Origin of the sequence: Pedobacter sp. FW305-3-2-15-E-R2A2 (assembly GCF_038446955.1) — a bacterium.
In the GTDB taxonomy this organism is placed as follows: Bacteria; Bacteroidota; Bacteroidia; order Sphingobacteriales; family Sphingobacteriaceae; genus Pedobacter.
On sequence record NZ_CP151803.1, the window covers coordinates 1,288,593 to 1,310,855 of the forward strand.

General features: G+C 43.7%; 16 protein-coding genes. 12 read left to right on the forward strand and 4 right to left on the reverse strand.

Annotated features, from left to right (window positions below; all coding sequences use genetic code 11):
• Positions 1-11: 11 nt before the first annotated feature.
• Positions 12-1,094: an AhpC/TSA family protein gene (locus AAFF35_RS05340; protein WP_342331373.1), complete on the forward strand. Its 1,083-nt coding sequence runs from the start codon at positions 12-14 to the stop codon at positions 1,092-1,094.
• Positions 1,095-1,151: 57 nt separating this feature from the next.
• Here the strand turns inward: AAFF35_RS05340 and AAFF35_RS05345 are convergent, their stop codons facing one another.
• The 4 genes from AAFF35_RS05345 to AAFF35_RS05360 form a co-directional block, all read right to left on the reverse strand.
• The gene (locus tag AAFF35_RS05345) at positions 1,152-2,018 is read right to left on the reverse strand and encodes a hypothetical protein (protein ID WP_342331374.1); all 867 of its coding nucleotides are present in this window, start codon (positions 2,016-2,018) and stop codon (positions 1,152-1,154) included.
• A 30-nt stretch (positions 2,019-2,048) separates the two neighbouring features.
• A complete protein-coding gene (locus tag AAFF35_RS05350; protein ID WP_342331375.1) occupies positions 2,049-2,309 on the reverse strand; it encodes an Ada metal-binding domain-containing protein in 261 nt (86 codons plus the stop codon).
• Between the two features lie 85 nt (positions 2,310-2,394).
• Positions 2,395-2,769, reverse strand: coding sequence for a DUF779 domain-containing protein (locus AAFF35_RS05355; protein WP_342331376.1), 375 nt, complete (start codon positions 2,767-2,769; stop codon positions 2,395-2,397).
• Positions 2,770-2,837: 68 nt separating this feature from the next.
• Complete coding sequence (locus tag AAFF35_RS05360; RefSeq protein ID WP_342331377.1) at positions 2,838-4,343, reverse strand: aldehyde dehydrogenase family protein; 1,506 nt, start codon at positions 4,341-4,343, stop codon at positions 2,838-2,840.
• 138 nt (positions 4,344-4,481) lie between these two features.
• On the opposite strand from AAFF35_RS05360, the gene AAFF35_RS05365 reads away from it, so the two are divergent.
• The 11 genes from AAFF35_RS05365 to AAFF35_RS05415 all read left to right on the forward strand — a co-directional run bounded on the left by AAFF35_RS05365 (position 4,482) and on the right by AAFF35_RS05415 (position 22,178).
• Positions 4,482-5,414 (forward strand): AraC family transcriptional regulator N-terminal domain-containing protein, encoded by a 933-nt coding sequence (locus tag AAFF35_RS05365; protein ID WP_342331378.1) that lies wholly within the window; start codon positions 4,482-4,484, stop codon positions 5,412-5,414.
• Positions 5,415-5,754: 340 nt separating this feature from the next.
• Positions 5,755-7,008, forward strand: coding sequence for a cysteine desulfurase (locus AAFF35_RS05370; RefSeq protein ID WP_342331379.1), 1,254 nt, complete (start codon positions 5,755-5,757; stop codon positions 7,006-7,008).
• A 25-nt stretch (positions 7,009-7,033) separates the two neighbouring features.
• Entirely contained in the window at positions 7,034-7,468 is a 435-nt protein-coding gene (locus AAFF35_RS05375) for a SufE family protein (RefSeq protein WP_342331380.1), read from the forward strand.
• A gap of 44 nt (positions 7,469-7,512) precedes the next feature.
• Positions 7,513-8,328 (forward strand): class I SAM-dependent methyltransferase, encoded by an 816-nt coding sequence (locus AAFF35_RS05380; protein WP_342331381.1) that lies wholly within the window; start codon positions 7,513-7,515, stop codon positions 8,326-8,328.
• A 122-nt stretch (positions 8,329-8,450) separates the two neighbouring features.
• The gene (locus AAFF35_RS05385) at positions 8,451-9,038 is read left to right on the forward strand and encodes an RNA polymerase sigma-70 factor (RefSeq protein ID WP_342331382.1); all 588 of its coding nucleotides are present in this window, start codon (positions 8,451-8,453) and stop codon (positions 9,036-9,038) included.
• Positions 9,039-9,103: 65 nt separating this feature from the next.
• Complete coding sequence (locus tag AAFF35_RS05390; protein ID WP_342331383.1) at positions 9,104-10,258, forward strand: FecR domain-containing protein; 1,155 nt, start codon at positions 9,104-9,106, stop codon at positions 10,256-10,258.
• Positions 10,259-10,542: 284 nt separating this feature from the next.
• Positions 10,543-13,821, forward strand: coding sequence for a TonB-dependent receptor (locus tag AAFF35_RS05395; protein WP_342331384.1), 3,279 nt, complete (start codon positions 10,543-10,545; stop codon positions 13,819-13,821).
• A gap of 19 nt (positions 13,822-13,840) precedes the next feature.
• The gene (locus tag AAFF35_RS05400; RefSeq protein ID WP_342331385.1) at positions 13,841-15,289 is read left to right on the forward strand and encodes a RagB/SusD family nutrient uptake outer membrane protein; all 1,449 of its coding nucleotides are present in this window, start codon (positions 13,841-13,843) and stop codon (positions 15,287-15,289) included.
• Between the two features lie 23 nt (positions 15,290-15,312).
• Positions 15,313-17,679: a PDZ domain-containing protein gene (locus AAFF35_RS05405; RefSeq protein WP_342331386.1), complete on the forward strand. Its 2,367-nt coding sequence runs from the start codon at positions 15,313-15,315 to the stop codon at positions 17,677-17,679.
• A gap of 125 nt (positions 17,680-17,804) precedes the next feature.
• Entirely contained in the window at positions 17,805-18,401 is a 597-nt protein-coding gene (locus tag AAFF35_RS05410) for an NAD(P)H-dependent oxidoreductase (RefSeq protein ID WP_342331387.1), read from the forward strand.
• Positions 18,402-18,950: 549 nt separating this feature from the next.
• Positions 18,951-22,178, forward strand: coding sequence for a DUF6443 domain-containing protein (locus tag AAFF35_RS05415; protein WP_342331388.1), 3,228 nt, complete (start codon positions 18,951-18,953; stop codon positions 22,176-22,178).
• Positions 22,179-22,263 lie beyond the last annotated feature (85 nt).

Here is a 22,263-nt window from a genome sequence, read left to right on the forward strand (position 1 = left end):
AAACACTAAATATGAAAAAGAATATCATTTTATTAAGCTTAAGCAGCATTTGCCTGTTTGCAACTGCGCAGGTAAAAAAAGATGGGTATACCATCAACGGAAAAATTGAAGGACTAAAAAGTTCACATTTGTATATCTACGGTTTGGGAGGAAGCGATTCTGTTTCCGTAAAAAATGGCGCTTTTAGCTATAAGGGGAGCGTGAAGGAACCTACCCGGATTTACCTGACCGATCGAACAGGAATGCAGTTCGAGTTGTATGTTGAAAATGTTCCGGTAAGCATCAGGGGTGATGTAAATGCAGTTGAAGATATGCTGATCTCGGGAGGAAAAACGCAACAGGATCAAAATGTGTTAAAGATGACTAAGAAAGGCCTGGATAAAGAGCAAAAACAGCTTTTTGTCAGGTACGAAAAGGCAGAAAAAGCAAAAGATAGCCTGGCAATCGCAGGCATAGAAAAGGACCTTTTTAAAATCTACAACGAATCAAATGCGTTGAATAAGGCATTTATCAGGAAGCATCCTAAAAGTTATGTGAGCCTGATCAATATTAAGGACCTGGGCATGAGTACGGATTATGCGGAGCTGGCTGCGCTTTATCAATCACTGGATGCAAGCCTGAAGGCTAGTCCCGGAGGGAAAAAGATGGAAGCCACTTTAGCAGTGCTCCAAAAAGGAAGTAATGGTCAGGCGATGCTGGATTTTACCCAGAATGATATGGACGGTAAGCCCGTTCGTTTTTCTTCATTTAAAGGGAAATACGTATTGGTGGATTTCTGGGCAAGTTGGTGTGGACCCTGCAGAGCAGAGAATCCAAATGTGTTGAAAGCTTATAACGACTTCAAAGATAAAGGATTTACAGTGTTGGGTGTTTCGCTGGACGACAGTGGTGATAAATGGAAAGCGGCAGTGAAGGAAGATAAGATGCCATGGACTCAGGTGTCTGATTTAAAAGGCTGGAAAAATGAGGTTTCTACTTATTATGGAATTCAGGGCATTCCTTCCAACTACCTGGTAGACCAGAATGGACTGATCATTGCCAGAAACCTGAGGGGAGAGGCATTGCAGGAGAAGTTAAAAGAATTGATGAAATAGTAAGGACGAATGTCCTGCGAAAACGGTCTGGGTAAATCCCCAGGCCGTTTTTTGTGTTTATAGGTTGGCCGACAAAGCCTGGTAATAATTTTCTGCAGCTTCCTCATGCGTGTCTAAAAAAAGATAAGGCTCAATGAGTTCCAGCTCCATCAGGTTCAGTTCTCCGTTGACGATCAATCCATCAACTCTGGCATACAAACAGCCCCTGGCATATTGTTCCACGTAAGCTGCGGCAGTCTCTACATGTTTATCGAGGCCTTCCTGTACGTTAACACTGCCCCCAAGGTAACTCTGTACCCTGAAGTCGCCATCTTTTGGTACTTTCAACAGACTATGGCTATACGTTCCGTTAAAGAACAGGAAAGACCATTCCCCATCGTGAATTTCCGGCATAAAGGGTTGGGCAAGGAAAGCTTCTTCCTGCAACAGTTCGTTGATCTGAACTTCATGATCCGCAAAATTTTGCGCCGTTAAGATATAGGTGTTTTTAGCGCCTCCGCTAATGCAAGGCTTGATGATTAGTTTTTCGGTATTGAAATGAGCAGTCAGTACCTTCAAATCAAGTCGATCTCCTTTTTCAAGGAAGAAGGAAGGGATTACGGCTAAGCCCGAAGCTGCAATTTCAGCAAGGTAATGCTTGTCCATATTCCAGCTGACACGTTCGTAAGGGTTCAGTAATTTTACATTCAATGATTCCAGATGGTTCAGCCATTGCTTAAATTCTGCGATATGTTCGTGGTAATCCCATGGGGATTTAATGACAGCAAGGTCATAGCTTTTCCAATCTGCTGCGGGATCATTCCATATGACACGTTCTATAGAAAGTCCTTTATTGGTTAAGAAGTCTAATAGGGTTTTATCCTCATCTACCGTAGCTGAGGTGTATTTTTCCTGGATCTGGTAAGAAACATAAGCGATCTTCATATAAAAAAAGGTTAGGTGGTAAAGATATCATTAATGGGCTGATTTCCATATTTTGTAGGCTTCCCGAAGGCAATGGGCACAAGGTCTGTAACCTGCCTGCAGGGCTTCCTCTTCATCTTTGAAGAAAACCCTGTTTTCTATTTTCATGCCTTTCCCGGAGGTGCAGTTCAGCAGCCCGTAGATTTTGTTTTTTTTGTATCCTGCAAGTTTGATCTTTCCGGTCCTGATTAAAGAAAAGAGCTTTCTTTTTCGTTCATCGGGATCATGGCCAAGCTGCAAATGAAAAATCATATACTAATGGGGGCTAATGCCATAAGGTTTAGGGCAGGGGCAAGGTAAGGCATCGATCGCGCGGTAGCAATCCGGATCTTGCGGTTTATTCCATAGGGAGCACCGGTTCAAGATCTTTGAGCTCGTCTTCGGTAAAGAGTCTGGAATGAATCAGGAAGCCCATGTCCAGGGTCGATTCCAGGGAAAAGCTGGCAGCACGGCCAGCGATGACATCCAGGGTAAGCCGGGTATGTTTCCAGTATTCAAACTGATCTCCGGCCATATAAAATTTACAACCCTCGATCTCCCCGATGCAGACATCATTGGAGCCGACCAGAAATCCGCCTTTTTCAAAGCAATGCGGATAAGAGCCCTCACAACAACCGCCACTCTGATGGAACATCAGTTCCCCATATTCTTCCTTTAATGTTGCAATAACTTCCCTGGCTTTTTCTGTAGTTGTGATTCTTTTGATGCTCATGGTATTTGATGGTTTTGATTAAAAAACTCCCGGATTAACACGGTTAACCCGGGAATGAACTTCAACCATTAAAAAAATCCTAATTTGTTTTTATCATAAGAGATCAACATGTTTTTTGTGCTGCGGTAATGATCTAACATCATTTTATGGTTTTCCCTGCCGAAACCGGATTTCTTATATCCGCCGAATGGCGCATGTGCAGGGTAGGCATGGTATTGGTTTACCCATACTCGTCCTGCCTGTATGGCTCTTGGCACCTGATAAAGCTGATGGGCATCACGGGTCCAGACCCCTGCACCCAATCCATATAAGGTATCATTGGCAATTTCTATCGCTTCTTCTACTGTTTTGAAGGTGGTTACACAAACTACTGGTCCGAAAATTTCTTCCTGAAAGATGCGCATTTTGTTATGCCCTTTTAAAATGGTGGGCTCAATATAATAGCCGGTCTCCAGGTCGCCTTCGAGTTTGTTGGCCGAGCCACCTGTCAGCACTTCCGCACCTTCTTCTTTACCGATGGCCAGGTAAGAAAGGATTTTCTGGTACTGCTCATTAGAGGTTTGAGCGCCCATCATACTGGTTTTATCCAGCGGATGTGTTATTTTTATTGCTTTAGTCCGTTCAATCACCCGGGCAATAAATTTATCGTAAATGCTTTCCTGAATCAGCAATCTGGAAGGACAGGTACAGATCTCTCCCTGATTTAACGCAAACATGACTGCACCTTCTACGGCTTTATCGAAAAAGGCATCATCTTCATCAGCTACCGATTCAAAGAAGATGTTTGGTGATTTTCCGCCCAGTTCCATCGTCGAAGGAATGATGTTTTCTGCTGCATACTGCATGATCAGACGTCCCGAAGTGGTACTGCCGGTAAAGGCGACTTTAGAAATTCGGGAAGAGGTAGCCAATGGTTTTCCGACCTCTATGCCATATCCGTTAACGATGTTCAATACTCCTGGAGGAAGAATGTCGCCAATAAGTTCCATTAGAATGATAATGGAAACCGGTGTTTGTTCTGCCGGTTTTACAACCGTACAACATCCTGCAGCAAGGGCTGGTGCAATTTTCCAGGTGGCCATCAATAAGGGGAAATTCCATGGAATGATCTGCGCCACCACACCGATCGGCTCATGTAAAGCAATGCTGACCGTATGTTCATCGTGTTCTGAAATAGCGCCTTCATCTCCTCTGATCACCCCTGCAAAATACCTGAAATGGTCTGCCACCAATGGTAGATCCGCGGCCAGTGTTTCCCGGATGGCTTTTCCGTTATCTATCGTTTCTACTGTGGCCAGATATTCTAAATTGTCTTCGATTTTTTGTGCCACCTGAAGTAAGATATTACTCCTGTAGGCAGGCGAACTTTTACTCCATGTTTTGAAAGCTTCATGTGCTGCATCAAGGGCCAGTTCCACATCCTCTTTGCTGGATCTTGCCGCTTTTGTAAACACTTTTCCGTCAATTGGGGAGATGTTGTCAAAATAAACACCCTTTACAGGAGCTACAAATTTGCCTCCAATGAAATTGTCGTATTGTGGTTTAAATGACGGTCTTTTTACTTGATTTTCCATGAATATATCGTCTTTTTAATGATTTATGAAGTATATTTATTTCTACGGGCTCATCCCCGCTTATACAAACCTAGGGCAATGCGTTGCCGGTAGATAGTATAATTGTTTCATTGTATAGCACTAAAAAATCATATTGATATGCAACACAGACTAAATCCATTAGGCCTTAGCCGACCAGAAAGTTTATTAACCCTTGTGGAGAACAGAACGGCTTATACCCTGGAAAGCTGTGAATTGAATGTTTTTGAAACATACAGGGAATCGTACAATGTGCCGCTCAGTTTTAATGATTTTGTGATCACCAGTATGTTGAGGGGGAAAAAGGTGATGCATTTACAGGAGCGGGAGGAGTTTGATTATTATCCCGGGCAAACGGTAATTATTCCTCCTTCTTTAGCGATGAATATTGATTTTCCGGAAGCGACAAATGAGAACCCTACACAATGTATCGCACTGGCGATAGATCAGGAACAGATCAAAAAAACGATCAGTTACCTGAATGAATTTTTTCCAAAAGAAGATCCTTCCAGTAAATGGAGGTTGGATTACGAGAAATACCACTTTCAGAACAATGAGGAGATTGCTGGTTTAATCAATAAGGTGGTGAGGATTTGCGCAGAAAGATCGGGTTCAAAAGATATCCTTGTCGACCTCACCCTGAAAGAGTTGCTGGTTCGCATCATGCAGAGCCAAAACCTGAATACCATGGCCGGAGATAGCGGCAATACCAACCGCAATCCGCTAACCTATGTACTCAACTACATCAAAGCCAACCTCAGCGAAAAAATCAACATCAATAGCCTCACCGATAAAGCTTGTATGAGCAAAGCGAGTTTTTACAGGTTGTTTAAACGGGAGCTTGGCATCAGTCCCAACGACTTTATCCTTTCAGAAAAGATCAGCAGGGCGAAGCAATTGCTGAGCAATCCAAGCGCAAAAGTCGCCGCAGTAAGTTACGAACTTGGATTTAGCGACGCGAACTACTTTATTCGTGCCTTTAAGAAAATGGAAGGCATTACCCCTGGAAATTATCAGCTCCAGTTGATTGACCGCAGCAGTCTGAAAAATTAACCCATCTCATTGGAGTCCATTTCATTTTTTCTGTTCAGAAAAGCAAAACCCCTTTTTCGAAGGGAATATACTGAACAGGGGAAAGTTTAAATCCCCTTCTTAGCTATAATTTGTACGAAAGCAATCAATGAACAAATTGAATGATACACTTTTATGGATGAATATTTAATTTTAAATAAAAAAAATCATTATAAAATTCTCTAAGTTTTTTAATGGATAATTTTTTGAATAGATTTTGAGTGCCTTATTTTTCTGATGTGTATTGGTTTTAGTATTTCCCTTTTCTTATAAATAAGCGCTCCCGTTTATAATTAATGAAATCACTGAAAATTATCGCCTCATGAATCCCAACGACATTGTTTGTAATTCCGTTTATAAGGAACTTTTTAAGATCCGCTCAGAATTTCCCCTCCTTCATCAAAAGGTAAACGGGGCACCATTGATTTATTTCGATAACGCAGCGACCACCCAAAAGCCATTAAAGGTGATCAGCACCATGAATGAATATTATAGCACTTATAATAGCAATATTCACAGAGGGGTCCATCAGCTCAGCCAAAAGGCAACGCTGGCTTATGAAGAATCACGTATTAAAATCGCCCGCTTTATTAATGCAAGGTATGCCCATGAAATTATTTTTAATAAAGGGACTACCGATGGCATTAATATGATGGCCTGTTGTTTCAATAAAAAGTTTCTGAAGAAAGGAGATGTGGTGTTGATTTCGGCCATGGAACACCATGCCAACATTGTCCCATGGCAAATCTTCGGACAGGAGAATGGGGTGGAACTTCGGGTGGTCCCGATCGAGGCTTCGGGAGAATTGAATATGGATGCCTTCAGGTCGATGCTGAATGAAAAAGTGAAATTGGTTTCGATCACCTATGTTTCCAATACGCTTGGGACAATTAATCCGGTAAAAGAAATTATAAAAATGGCACATCTGCAGGACATTCCGGTGTTGTTGGATGCTGCACAGGCGATCGCTCATACGGCTATAGATGTTCAGGAGCTGGACGTTGATTTTATGGTATTCTCTGGCCATAAAATGTATGGCCCTACAGGAATTGGGGTGCTCTATGCAAAAGAAGCCTGGTTGGAGGAAATGCCACCCCATCAGGGAGGAGGAGATATGATTAAGGAAGTTACTTTTGAACGGAGTACTTATAACCGGCTGCCTTATAAGTTTGAGGCCGGGACACCTGCCATCTCTGCTGCCATTGGTTTAGGGGCCGCAGTGGATTATCTGAACGCACTTGGGATGAAGGAGATCGCTGCTTATGAACATGAGCTGACGGATCACCTGATCGGCGCGTTGAAAGAAATTGAAGAACTCAGAATGATCGGGACCGCAAAGCGTCATGCCGGAGCTGCATCTTTTGTGATTTCCGGTCAGCACAATTCGGATATCGGTGAATTGTTAAACCAACAGGGAATTGCCGTTCGCACCGGTCACCATTGCACGCAACCTTTGATGAAAATATTCAATATCAAGGGAACAGTCCGGGCTTCTCTGGCACTTTACAATACCCATGAAGAAATAGATGATTTTATTTCAGGTTTGAAAAACGCCATCAGCATCTTGAAATCATAAACTTTTTTACCTAAAAAAATCAAATATGACTATTAACCAACGACAGGATGAGCTGATCGCCCGGTTCAGCAAGATGGAAAGCTGGCTGGAAAAATATACCTGTATCATTCAGATGGGCAAAGAACTTCCGGCAATGGATGCCGCCTACCGTAAGGACGCAAATTTAATCTGGAGCTGTCAGGCGATGGTATGGGTGCATAGCGAAGAGAAAGATGGCAGGCTCTTTATAACGGCAGACAGCGATGCCTTCATTACCAAAGGATTGATTGCGCTGGTGCTCTATGTGCTTTCCGGACATCGCATCAGGGAAATCGCAGACTCCTCGCTTTATTTTATGGATAAAATTAACCTTAAAGAACACCTCACCCCCAATAAGTCCAATGGAATATTGGCAATGATCAATGGAATACAAACTTTAGCATCGGAGGGAAGGCTGGTGGCGGCGAGCTGCACCATATAGACCAAAACAAAACAATCATCATAAAAAAACCAAAATCCTATTGTATGAACACTGCAACAAAAACAACCTCATTTTCGGGAAATATTCCGATCAATTATGAAGAGCATCTGGGCCCTCTGCTTTTTGAATCCTATGCTATCGACATGGCAGAAAGGGTTCGGAAATTAAACCCTTCAGCGGTACTGGAAATCGCTTGCGGAACGGGAAGGGTAACCAATCACCTCTTGAAGGTATTGCCTGAGCATGCGACCCTGGTTGCCACAGATATCAATCCCGCCATGCTCAGCCTGGCCAAAGAAATGGTAAGAGAAACAGCAGGGATCAAATGGCAAGTGGCAGATTCCATGGCCTTGCCTTTTGGTAATGATGCTTTCGACTGTATCGTTGCACAGTTTGGTGTGATGTTTTATAGCGATAAGGTGAAAGCCCATCACGAAGCTTACCGCGTATTGAAAAACGGAGGCACAATGATCTTCAATAGCTGGAACATGATGTCGGCAAATATCGCCGTTCAAATGGTAAAAGAACTGCTGGATGAGTATTTCCCACAAAACCCACCTAACTTTTATGACATTCCATTTTCATATTTTGATACCGGATTAATCAAGATGGACTTGAGTAAAGGTGGCTTTGCTCATGTAGAGACCACTTTGGTAAAAGTAAACGGCTATAGTCCGAATGCTTATAGTGCGGCAAAAGGATTGTTGGAAGGGACCCCAATATCCGTAGGGATTACAGAACGGAATGCAGAGATTTTACCCGAGCTGGTAGAAGTATTGGCTGAACGCCTGACGACTCATTTTGGCTCAAAAGATCTGAAAGTACCATTGGAAGCCATCGTAACGGTTGCCAGAAAATAATACCATTTCAGGAATATTGACCATGCCCGGACAGGAGATCCGGCATGGTCAGATTCTAAAGTCTTTGGCCATTCACACTAAGTAATTTGCTTTTTCCTATATTCGTTGGGGATAAATAACGAATGGCATTTCAGCACAGGTTTTCTGACCAGGAATTGGTGACTCTTTTAAAAAATGGTAATCAGGCCGCATTTACGGAAATCTACGATCGGTACTGGCGGATCATGTATGGCCATGTGTATAAAATGTTATTGGATGAAGAAGAATCAAAAGATGTCATTCAGGAACTTTTTAGCTCCTTATGGATCAATTCTGACCGGATTCCTGATCAGCTGAACCTTTCCGGCTACCTCTATGTGATGGCGAAAAATAAGGTGCTAAACCTGATCCGGAAGAACAAATTTCAAACTGCTTATCTAAATTCCCTGGCAAAATTCATCAACGAGGCCAGTACGGTAACGATGGATGAATTGAACGAACGAGATCTGGCAGCAGCAATTGAACGGGAAATTCAAAGCCTTCCGCCCCGGATGAAACAGGTGTTTGAATTGAGCAGAAAAGAAAACCTCTCTTACAAAGAGATTGCGGAGCGATTGGGGACTTCAGAAGAAACCGTTAAAAAGCAGGTCCACAATTCGATCAAAGCGATCAAACATCATTTGAAAGCATCGGGAGGAGCAGCGCTCTTAGCCCTTGCCTTTCTTCGCTAATCATTGGTTTAATTTTTTTTTAATACCCGATACCCCCCGGGGATCTTTCATGTGTTTTATTTTTAATGAACGAACAGAAAGCACAGGTATTGATCGATAAATATAACAATGGAACTGCAAGCCCGGAAGAAAGGGCATGGGTAGACCGTTGGTATATTAAAGAAGCTTCCGGAAAACAATTGAAGGAAGATCAGGATTTCGAACACCTGAATCAGGAGATTTGGGTAGGTACCCTTAAAAGGGCCGGGCTTTCAGAAAAGAAGCCACAACCTAAAATCTGGTCCCGGATAGCGGCTGCAGCTGCGGTATTACTCTTCATCGCTGCAGGAACTTATTTCTATAGAACAGCTTACCAGCCTGTTCCCCCACAGAAAACACCATCCTATGTTCAGGATATCCCCGCAGGAGGAAACAAAGCCATCCTCACCTTAGCCAATGGCGAAAAAGTCATCCTGACCGATGTCGGAGAAGGCAAGATTGCAGAGCAGGCGGGAATCAGTATCCGTAAAACGGCAGAGGGGCAATTGATCTATTCAATAGATCCTTCCAATGCTCAAAATGCAAATGCTCCGATTACCTATAATACCATCGAAACTCCGAAAGGAGGTCAGTATCAGATCAATTTACCCGATGGGACCAGAGTTTGGCTAAACTCCTCTTCGGCTCTGAAGTATCCAACCCGGTTTGTCGCCAAAGAAAGAAGGGTAGAACTGAAGGGAGAAGGCTATTTTGAAGTCGCCCGTGATTTAGGAAAACCTTTCCGTGTGATGAGCAATCAACAAGAAGTAGAAGTATTGGGAACGCATTTCAATGTGAATGCTTATCCCGATGAAAATGGCATCAGGACCACTTTATTGGAAGGGAGCGTTAAGGTCAGGGAATCCGGGCATCTTGCTCTACTTAAGCCGGGAGAACAAGCGCTGCTTAGAGGAAACCGCATGACCGTGGATCAGGTGGATACGGAGATGGCCATCGCCTGGAAAGAAGGATATTTTATGTTTAAAAATGCCAGTCTGCAAACGTTGATGCGTCAGATGTCCAGATGGTATGATGTAGAGGTGACCTACGTAGGGGAGATTCCGCCAACCTTATTCTCCGGAAAAGTATATCGGAATACCAGCCTTGCGCAGGCCCTGGAAATCCTCAGCTTTTCGAAAGTTAATTTTAAGATCGAAGGAAAAAAAATGAGCATTCTATCTCCTTCGGCTAAAAAACAATAAATAACAACCAACAAACAACCAAATCTAAACCAAATTTACACATGAAAAGAGCAGTCAGGTCACGGTGATCCACCGTTAAGGGGCGCACAAAAAAAACCGCAGAAGTATTCGAAGTACTTCCACGGTAAGTATTTGAGTCAGCCCGGATTTCTGATGAAATCAGGAATAAAAAAATCAATTGGAAACGAATTCTTGTATTAACCCAAACATTCAAAAGTATGAAAATAAATGCTTTTAACCTAGCTGTGCCCGAAAGATGGCGCCCAAGAAAAATACTTATAGTCATGAAATTAACCACTTTCCTGATGATGATAGGCCTGATGTACGCCAGTGCAAAAGGATATAGCCAAATCAACCTGAACGAACGGAATACCACGCTGGATAAAGTTTTCCAGCTGATAGAAAAACAAACGGATTATGTTTTCTTTATAAAGAACTATGATGCAAGCCGGGTAAATGTTTCGGTAAAGCTGAAAAATGCCTCCATTAATGAGGTTTTAACCCAATGCCTTAAAGACCTGCCTTTAACGTTTAAAGTGATCGGTAAAAATATAGCCATCGTTGAAAAGGAGGTGATAAGCAATCAGTTCAATACCTCTGTTGTGCTTGCGATTGACGTCAAAGGAAGAGTGTTGGATGGGAAAGGACAGCCGCTTCCCGGAGTAAGTGTCATCGTAAAAGGAATAACAGGAAAGGGCACCAGCACCGACGCACAAGGCCGGTTCTCCCTCAGTGCAAATCCTGGAGACTTGCTTTTGTTTAGCTTTATCGGTTTTAAAAAGAGAGAAATAAGGGTAGAGGGACCTGCGCTGCCGGACATTATTATGGAAGAAGAGCCCGCACAGCTGGAATCTGTGGTGGTGGTTGGCTATGGTGCGGTAAAAAAGACCGACCTGACCGGATCAGTATCTTCCATTGGTGCTGAAAAGATCACACAGGTGAAGGGTGTTTCCAATGTGGCGCAAACTTTACAGGGGCAAATGGCTGGTGTCCAGGTGAACCAGGGCTCAGGACAGCCGGGCGAAGGGATGAAAATTTCCATCAGGGGAACCAATTCCATCAGTGGCGATAATTCACCGCTATATGTGATCGATGGGATTTTATCTCAAGGGGTTTCTGCCCAGCTCAATGTGGACGATATCGCGACGATTGATGTGTTGAAGGATGCATCTTCCACCGCAATCTATGGCTCCAGAGGGGCGAATGGGGTCATCATGATCACCACGAAAAGCGGAAAAAGTGGAAAATTGCAGGTGAATTATGATGGATACTATGGTTTTCAAAACCTCAGAAAAAGAAAAGACCTGATTGATGCTTCGGAATACGGGCAGCTCCAGAATGAAGTGGCGGCCAATGATGGCAAACCCTTACCTTATACTGCTGAAGAAATCAAAGGATTGGGGAAAGGTACGGACTGGCAAGCCCTGGTCTATAAAACTGCTCCGGTTCAGAACCATACTTTATCTTTTTCCGGGGGATCTGAAAACACAAAATATTATACTTCTCTGGGGTACTTTGATCAGAATGGAATCATTGAAAATTCAAATTACAGAAGGTTTTCTTCCAGAATCAACCTGGACCAGAAATTAAGTGAGAAATTAAAATTCAATACGAACTTATCGATTGTTCAGGACAGGTATAAACAGGCCAACTATGCCGGTGCAGATTTTGGTGGTGTGCCCTTTCAGACGATGGTCATGCCGCCTACCCAGGGCGTATACGATGCCAATGGAAAATATACCGTCTTTACAGGAGTGAGCTGGGGACAAACAAATCCGGTAGGGGTAGCAAAAGAACAATACAATCCCAGCAATACCCTCAGGATTTTAGGAAGTGCTGCTTTTACTTATGAAGTGATCAAAGACCTGAAGTTAAAAAGCAGTGTGAGTGTTGATGCCAACAATAATAAAATAGATATGTATAATCCACCGAGCATTACTTTTGGACAGCCCGCTGGTAAAGCTTCTAAAAGTTATGGCAACAGCTCTTCTTTTGTAAATGAAAATACATTGAACTATAATAAGGTCTTTGCTGCACATCACTTGGATCTGCTGGCCGGATTTAGTTATCAGTATGATAAAAGAGAAGGACTGAACAGCAATGTGGCCTCAGGATTTGTGACGGATGACTACCTGAATAATAACATTCAGGGAGCCACCAATAAAGCATTGCCGGATACCTACTTTGGAGAAAGAAGCCTGCTTTCTTATCTGGGAAGAATCAATTATGATTACATGGGCAGGTACTTTGCCACCTTTACCGGAAGGTTTGACGGCTCCTCCGTTTTTGGAGAAAACAATAAGTACGCCTTTTTCCCTTCCGCGGCACTGGCCTGGAAAGTGTCGGAAGAAGACTTTTTGAAGCATAACAGCTCGATTTCCAATCTAAAGCTGAGGGCGAGCTATGGTGCTTCCGGAAGCCAGGCGATCGATCCTTATCAAACGCTGGCCAGCGTATCGGCAGTAAACCCTGTCTTTAATAACCAACCGGTATTGGGCTATGAATTGGGTTCATTGTCCAATAGGAACCTGAAATGGGAAACCACGAAAGAACTGGATTTGGGAATCGATGTAGGACTCTTCCAGAATAGAATCCAGCTAACGGCGGATTACTACGATAAAAAAACCAATGATTTGTTATTGAATGTAGACTTACCTCAATCCTCTGGTTTTGGTTCTGTACTTCAAAATCTGGGCTCGGTACAAAACCGTGGTTTTGAATTCCAGCTGAACACCAGAAATATAGAAGGACTGGATTTCAAATGGTCTTCTTCCCTGACCTTTTCTCATAACACCAATAAAGTGACGGATTTGGGCAAGGCAGCTAATGGAAGCCCAATCTTATACAAAGAGGTGAGGGCCGGAGGAAACTGGTTCCCTATGATTCTTGGTCAGCCGATGCATTCCTTCTACGGACAAACGGTAACTGGTGTTTACCAGACCGATGCCGAAGCAGCAGCGAATGGAGAGCCTCAAAAACATGCAGGAGAATACCGGTTTCTGGATCACAATGGTGACGGAAGGGTAGACGATTCAGATAAACATGTGCTGGCGAACATGACGCCTAAATTTACCTTCGGCTTTAATAACAGCTTTAGTTATAAAAATTTCGACCTGAGTTTGCTGTTTGTAGGCTCTTTTGGGAATAAAATTGTCAATGAGTTCAGGAAATATAACCTGACACTGAATGGCCTGTGGACACCAACACAGGAAGCTTTTGATGCCCGCTGGAAAGGACCTGGAACGAGTAATACCGGCGATAAGCCTTCAAGTGCGAGCATGCAGAATACCAGAGATTATGCGAATAGCCTTTGGGTGGAAAATGGTTCCTACCTGAAGTTAAGAGATGTGACCCTGGGATATACCTTCTCTCCGGGAATATTGAAGGCCCTGAACATCGCTTCTATTCGTCTTTATGCGAGTGCCCAGAACTACTTTACCATCACCAACTATTCTGGTTATGATCCGGAGGTTTCCTGGTCTGCGGCCACGGTAAACGGATGGGACAGGGGAAATTATCCTGCTGCAAAATCGATTACCACTGGTGTTAAAGTTAATTTTTAATCATTTAGAAGAACAGATCATGAAACGATATATCACCTATTCCCTGCTTACTTTAATGTTGATGGCCACCGTCATTTCCGGATGTAAAAAGGCATTGGAAGAAGATCCTAAGACATTTATCTCCCCGGAGAATTTTTTTAAGAACCCTGATAGTTATGAACTGGCTGTAGTGGGGATTTATTCAGGCCTGCCCTTATACTCCGGAAACACGGCGATGATGCTGGAGATGTGTACCGATATTTACGGTGCTCCTTCCGCTGCTGCTGAACAGGCATTACCGATGTACCAGAATGCTCCGGCGGCTTTTTATTACAATACCAGAGAAGCCTGGGGAGGCGCGTACTCCATCATCAAAAATGCAAACTTTATCCTGGACGAATTGCCTAAAGGCCCGTTGGAAGAGCTGAAGAAAAAACAACTGATGGCCGAAGCCCGTTTTCTGAGGGCTTATGCTTATTTTTATTTGGTACAGCTGTATGGTGATGTTCCTATGCCTGTGAAGCCGATTACAGATTATGCCAATTTACAAATGCCAAGAACAGCGCAGACAGAGATTTACAAACTCATCCTGGAGGATTTAAATTATGCGGAAGCAAATCTTCCTGAATCGACCACAGCTCAGGGCAGGGTCTATAAATTGGTTTCTACCGCATTATTGGCTAAGGTTTACCTCACAATGGGAGGCAATCCTTTAAAGCAAACCCAATATTTTGCCAATGCAAAAGAGAAAGCAGTAGCGGTAATCAATTCCGGAAAGTTCAAATTGGCAGATGATTTTGCAGGTGTCTTTCATAAAACAGTGTATACTTCTGAGTCGATTTGGGAGCAACTGTATGTGACTGGCCTGGGTGGCAATCCGGTGCATGGGCTTACCCTGACTGCGGCCACCTATAACCCGATCCTTGTTCCTGCGGATTGGTTTATCAATAGTTTTGCCACCGGCGATCAGAGAAAAGAATGGGGGATTGTTCAAAATTATGCTGGTCCGAAAGGAACGATACTCAACCCTTTCTTCCAGAAGTTCGCCGATGCATCGGGGGTGGCTTCCGGAACCACTTCTTCCGGGGCAATTGTGAGTTATACCTTTCCCTACCTCAGACTGGCAGAAATGTATTTAATCGCTGCTGAAGCTGAAAACGAAGTAAACGGACCCGGAGCTGCCTATACTTATATCAACGAAATCAGAAAACGTGCAAGGGTCGATAAAGCGAATGCGACGAATGTGCCCGACTTAAGCGGATTGTCGCAACAACAGTTTCGCGAAGCAGCCTGGATGGAACGGAAATGGGAGCTTTGCCTGGAAGGAAGTACCTGGTTTGATTTGAAAAGGACGAATACCCTGCAAAATATTCAAAACAGAAGAGGAACAGGGCTGATCAATCCGATCGGTGCCTATAACCAAACCTGGTTGATTCCTGATAAAGAGGTAGTCAACAATAACATTGCTCAAAACCCAGTATATAAATAATTAAAAAATAATCCTGTTGATTTATGAAACGTACGACAAGGCCCCGGATCATCTTACTCAGCTGTTTGCTGTGTTTATTTTTAAGCAGCAACAGTTTTGCTAAAGACCTCTATATTTCCAGCAAAGGGAATGACAAAAATCCAGGCAGTAAAGAAAAACCTTTTGCCACTTTTAAAAGGGCACAGACGGCCTTAAGGTCTATGAAAGGAGCGATAACGGTTTATGTGCGTGGAGGAACCTATTACCTGACTGCCCCGGTGATTTTTACGGGTTTAGATTCCCGGAATAGCGGAGAGAAGGTAACTTATAAGTCCTACCCGGGAGAGCAGGTGAAAGTAAGTGGCGCAAAGCCTTTATCGCTCAAATGGGAGACTTACAAAGGTTTCATTAAACAAGCTAAGCTGAGCGGGGAGCTGGCCTTCGATCAGTTGTTCCTGAATGGAAAACAGCAACGTATGGCAAGGTATCCGAATTATAACCCGGACATCAGGTTTTTTGGCGGTGCTTCGGCCGATGCCATCAGCCCGGAACGCGTTAAAGGATGGAGTCATCCGGAAGGTGGCTTTGTACATGCGCTTCATAAGCATGAATGGGGAGGGTATCAATACCTGATTTCCGGAAAAGACGGGGAAGGGAAATTGGCTCTTGAAGGCGGTTTTCAGAACAACCGTCAGATGGGGATGCACGATAAATATCGTTATGTAGAAAATATCTTTGAAGAGCTGGATACCGCCGGGGAATGGTATTTCAATAACAGAGAAAAGATCCTTTATTTCTATCCGCAACAAAAGACAGATTTAACGAAAGCAGTGGTCGAAATCCCACAGTTGAAATCGCTTTTTGAATTTCGCGGAACGGCGGAACAACCGGTAAAGAACATTCAGATTGAAGGTATGGAGCTGAGTCATACACTAAGGACCTTCATGGAGACAAAAGAACCGCTGTTGCGTAGCGACTGGACCATTTATCGCGGAGGAGCAGTAGTGATGGAAGGTGCGGAGCACTGTGTGGTTAAGGCTTGTTTTTTCAATACGGTTGGTGGTAACGCGGTGTTTATGAGCAATTACAACCGGAACAACCTGGTTTCAGGATGTCATATTGCGTTTGCCGGAGCAAGTGGTGTTTGCTTTGTGGGCGACCCTAAAGCGGTCCGGTCTCCGAGTTTTGAATATGGACAGTTTGTGCCATTAAATGAAATAGACCGGGTAACGGGACCAAAAACAAACAATTATCCTTCAAACTGTACGGTAGAAAATACTTTGATGTATGGCCTGGGAACCGTGGAAAAGCAGGTTGCAGGAGTGGAGATTTCTATGGCTATGGACATTAAGGTGAGTCATAACACGATTTATGATGTGCCCAGAGCAGGAATAAACATTAGTGAAGGAACCTGGGGAGGACACCTGATTGAATACAATGATGTATACAATACGGTATTGGAGTCGGGAGATCATGGTGCTTTTAACTCCTGGGGCCGCGACCGTTACTGGCATCCGGATTATGCAGTGATGGCGGGGATTGCAAAAGACAATCCTGCATTGATCACTGCTGATGTGATTAAGCCTATCGTGATTCATGACAACCGTTTTCGTTGCGATCATGGATGGGATATTGACCTGGACGATGGTTCCTCAAACTATCATATCTACAACAATGTCTGCCTGAATGGAGGATTGAAACTTCGGGAAGGTTTCTTCAGAACGGTAGAGAACAATGTGATCCTGAACAATTCCTTTCATCCCCATGTATGGTTTAACGATAGCGGAGATGTATTCAGACATAACATTGTAACCCGCAACTATTTCCCTATCCGTGTGAATGACTGGGGTAAAGAGGTGGATGCGAACCTGTTTCCGGATGAGCAGGCACTTGCTGCGGCACAAAAGGCAGGTACGGATGCACATTCTGCATTTGGAGATCCAGAATTTGTAAAAGCAACTCTCGGAGATTATCGGGTGAAACCTGGTTCTCCTGCGCTTAAACTGGGCTTTAAAAATTTTCCTATGAACGAATTTGGGGTCACTTCTCCTTCGTTGAAAGCTTTAGTGAGGCCGGTGAAATTACCGGTATTGATTTCAGAAATGAAAACGGAAGGGCAGGATAGCTACGATTTTCTTGGCGCAAAGGTAAAAAACCTAAATACCCTTGGCGAGCGTTCTGCAACGGGGATGGCCACAGAAACAGGAGTGCTGGTATTGGAAGTTCCAAAAAAGAGTATCCTTTATGGAAAGCTGCAGCCTAATGATGTGGTCCTGAAATTTAACGATGCGCCGGTAAAGAATATGAAAGACCTGATGACGATTCAGATGGGCTTACAGCTGAGTCAGAAGGCAACGTTAGAAGTCTTTAGAAATCAAGCTTCGAAAAAAATTGAAATCGCTCTGAAATAAACATTCAGCCCCTTTCTTTAGGATGGTAAAAGTCTTTGCTGTCCGGAGGGAAGGGGCTGTTTCGTTTTCTTACAATATCCCCATTTGCAGGCGTCCTAAGTTTGTCTTAACAAATTTAAGGAACCATGAAACACCTCATTATTTATTGTCATCCAAATCCGGCGAGCCTTAACCATGCGATTAAGGACGCTGTAAATTACTATGCCCAGACCGCAGGACATGAAACGAGAATTCGCGATGTCTATGCTTTAAACTTTAACCCGGTTTTAACGCCGGAGGATATTTTGTCTTTTAAATCAGGGGCAGTCCCGGAAGATATACTTGTGGAGCAGGAATACTTTCTTTGGGCGGAACTCATTACCATTGTTCATCCGGTTTGGTGGACGGGAATGCCGGCCATTTTGAAAGGATATTTTGACCGCGTGCTGAGCTATGGCTTTGCTTATGGTTATGGGGCAAATGGGCTGGAGCAAATGTTAAAGGGTAAAGATCTTTACCTCATCAACACTGTTGGATCAGAAGAACAGAACTATGTGGATAAAGGTATTTTTGATGCCATGAGGACTGTTGCCGAAAATACCTTTGGTTTTACAGGAATGCGAATTTTGGAACACCGTTTTTTCTCTAACGTAATTACCTGTGATGAAGAGACAAGGAAAGGTTATCTGGAATCGCTGGAGCAACTGTTCGAAAATGAAAGATGTAAGGTAAAGCTCCAGTAGGAATATCAAGGAAAATGTATAGTTTTTAGGTGGAGTTATGCCAGGAAAAGCAAGGGTAAATACCGCTTCGGGAAAGGTTCGGGATCGGTTTTACCTAAGCTAGGTCTACACTCGGTCTATACTCGGTCTATACTCGGTGCAAGCCCGCTTGAAAGCGTGTTAAAGGCGGGTAAGCAAGGAGTAAAAAACGGGTTTATATTGAGGGATACTGCAGGCAGTCTTTGACTTGATTCCTGTCAGCATTAAATAGGTTTGAAAGTGATATATCCCATTGGTCTAATGATTTGATCATCACCTTTATATGGATAATGAATGAAGACCTTTTTTTCTGGTTTAATCAATTTTTTATGATTTGTGTTTTATTTTTTAAATAATTGAAATTATCTTATTTTATTTACCATAGAAATTAATTTTTCTAAAAAATATTGTTTTTAAAATAATTGGTTGTTTATTTTTCTTTTAGATATTTGTATATAGATTAGTCATCGTCATGCTGTTGATCTTCAATGGATAATGGATCACAGCGTTTAACGCTTAACCATTAAAACGATGAAAGGACTTTTACAGAAACTTACTTTGTTGCTGCTGAGCGGACAGTTGGCAGCTTTTGGACAGTCTGCTGATCAGAATTATATCAAAACCGCTAAAGTACAGGTGAGCGGGATTACCACAGAAGCCGGACTGAACAGTGTGATTACCGATAAAACCAAGGTTCAGGTAAGTGTGAGTTATCTGGATGGTCTCGGGCGTCCGATGCAGCAGGTGCAGTATCAGTGGAGCCCTTTAGGAAAAGATGTGATTCTGCCTTTCGCCTACGATGACTATGGGCGTGAAGCGAAGAAATACCTTCCTTATACCGACAACGGCACGGCAACCGGAAACTACCGGGCTGCTGCACTGGGCAGTCAGCAGTCATTTTACAACAGCCCGCCTGCCGGGGTGATCAGTATCCCCTCGGGATCAGGACAGGTGGCTTATTCTGAAACAAAGTTTGAAGCTTCCCCGCTGAGCCGGGTGCAGCAGCAGGGCTTTCCCGGAGGAGACTGGAAGATCAATGGTGGGCATACCCTGCGTAGCGGGTATGCGGCAAATGTGGCTACAGATGTGAGGATGTGGAAGGTAACGGCCAATGGCGCCACGGGAAGCAGTTATTACCCCAAGGCAAAGCTTTATGTAGATACGCTGACCGATGAAAACGGGAACAAAAGCGTGTCGTTTAAAGATGACCAGGACCGGCTGGTTTTGAAACGGGTGCAGGGCCCATCTGGCTTCCTGAGCACTTATTATGTATATGATGAGCTGAATAACCTGCGTTATGTGATCCCTCCGGGGTTTTCAGGGACCAGCTTTATCGAGAGTGATGCTGCTTTTGACCAGTTTATCTATGGTTATCATTACAACGGCAAAAGGCTGATGACCGAAAAGAAGCTGCCGGGGAAAGGCTGGGAGTTTCTGGTCTATAACAAACTGGACAAACTGGTGATGAGTCAGGATGCGGTTCAGCGTTCCAAAACGCCTCAGCAGTGGACGGTCTTTAAGTATGATGAATTGGGCAGGGCGGCAATTACCGGGATTTACAGTCATACCGGAAGTTCGGCGAATACAAATTACCGCAGCACACAGCAAACTGCTGTTGACGGAAATGCATCCCTCTGGGAAACTTCTGTAGCCACAGGAACGGGATATACAGCCAATACTTATCCAACCAGTCTGAGTCAGGTGCTGCTGATCAGCTATTACGATAATTATACCATTCCGGATAAAACGGGTACCTATGATGCGACACAGACGGTCACGAGCCGGACCCAGGGACTGGCGACAGGAACTAAGGTGAACATCCTTGGCACGGGGACGATGCTGCTGACGGTGAATTATTATGATGAGCGGGGCAGGTTAAAGGAAAGCATCAGTGATCACCACCTTAGTGGCACCGACCGGGTGGTCAATACCTGGGATTTTACAGGTGACCTGACGGCCAGTGTCAGGACGCATAGCAGCAGCGGGGGAAGTGTAACGGTCGCCATGCGGTATGAATATGACCATTCGGGCAGGAAAACGAAAACCTATCAGAAGATCAATACAGATGCGGAAGTGCTGTTGTCGGAGGTGGGGTATAATGAACTGGGACAGGAAAGTACCAGAAAACTGCACAATGGTCTCCAGACGGTTAGCATGTCTTATAATTCCCGGGGCTGGCTGACCCATAAAAGTGCTTCGCTGTTGGCCATTCAGCTGAAATATAATGATGGATCAGTGCCCCGGTACAATGGAGATGTGACCGGGCAGCTTTGGGGAACCCCGGGAAACCTGACTAAGAATTATGCTTACAATTATGATCAGTTAGGGCGTTTGTTATCGGGTATCTCCGGAACCGGGAATGATGAAAAGAGCATCAGTTACGATGTGATGGGGAACATTCTGAGCCTGACCAGGGATAACGGGACTGCTCAGAGTTACAGTTATAGCGGAAACAGGCTGAGCAGTGTGAGCGGAGGGGCGTCGAGAACTTATACTTATGACCTGAATGGGAATGTGCTGACTGATGGCACAAACACCTTTACTTATAATTACCTGAACCTGCCTCAGACGGTGAGTGGGGGAACTTCAATCACCTATACCTATGATGCCGGAGGAAGGAAGTTGAGGGCGGTGAATGCAGGGGTAACCGTAGATTATATCGGGGGGATCCAGTATACTTCCGGGGCGATAGATTTTATCCAGACTGAAGAGGGAAGGGCGAGGAAAAGTGGCAGCAGTTATTTGTATGAATACAACCTTTCGGATCATCTGGGGAACAACAGATTGAGTTTTGACATCTTTTCCGGAGCAGCAAGGGAGATCCAGCACGATGATTATTATCCGTTTGGAAAGCGGTTTAATGGTTATTTATTGGGGGCGAAAAATAATTACCTTTATAATGATAAGGAGCTGCAGGATGGTTTAGGACAGTATGACTATGGGGCCAGGTTCTATGACCCGGTGATTGGACGGTGGACGGTTATCGATCCGTTGGCAGAACAGGGCAGAAGGTATTCCCCTTATGTATATGTGTTTAACAATCCTTTGCGTTTTACAGACCCGGATGGGATGTTTGCTGATGGATGGAGCAGGTTTGCAGATCGTGGAATAGTTGATGAGTATCCTGAGGGACCAAAGGGGGCACAGTCTAATGAATGGATACCTGGGATGGATTCGAAAGGAAATTTAACGCTCAAAGCAGAGAAAGGAGATGATCCTAAAACGCTGGCCAAATTTTTAGGTGTAGATCAAAAGGTGGCTAATAAGCTTTATAGTAAAATAAACAAGCTTGGGAGTATAAAACTTACGGATGATATCCCCGGAGTAGGAACGATGAATTCAATAATTGCAGATACAAAAAAAAATCCAGATAAGTATAATGATAATTTTGCTCCGGGTTTATTTACGGATGCAAATTATAATTGTTTTGGTTGTGCATTATCTGTCTCTAGCGGGCGCTTCCCTAAAAATTCGGAAGTTAGTGGTGAGGATTTCTTAACTAACGTCAGAGGAGGAGGTTTTGTAAATGTGACAGGGAGAAAGGAGAGCTATAAATTTGGTATGACCATTGTCAGTTTTGGAAAAAATTATCTTCTTTCTGATGAACCTAATCATGCGGTCATATACTTAGGGACATCTAGAAATGGGACTCAGTATGCTTTTAGTAAGAATGGTTATTATAAGACGCCTAAAATCGAAATGTTCTCGACATTAAAGAATGACTACGGGAGTCAATTGTTTTACTATAATAAAAAATAATAAGATATGAGAGTGATTAAGTTAGTAACATTCATAGTCTTTATTATAATAACAAGTATTGAAATGTATTTAATTGCGAATCGTG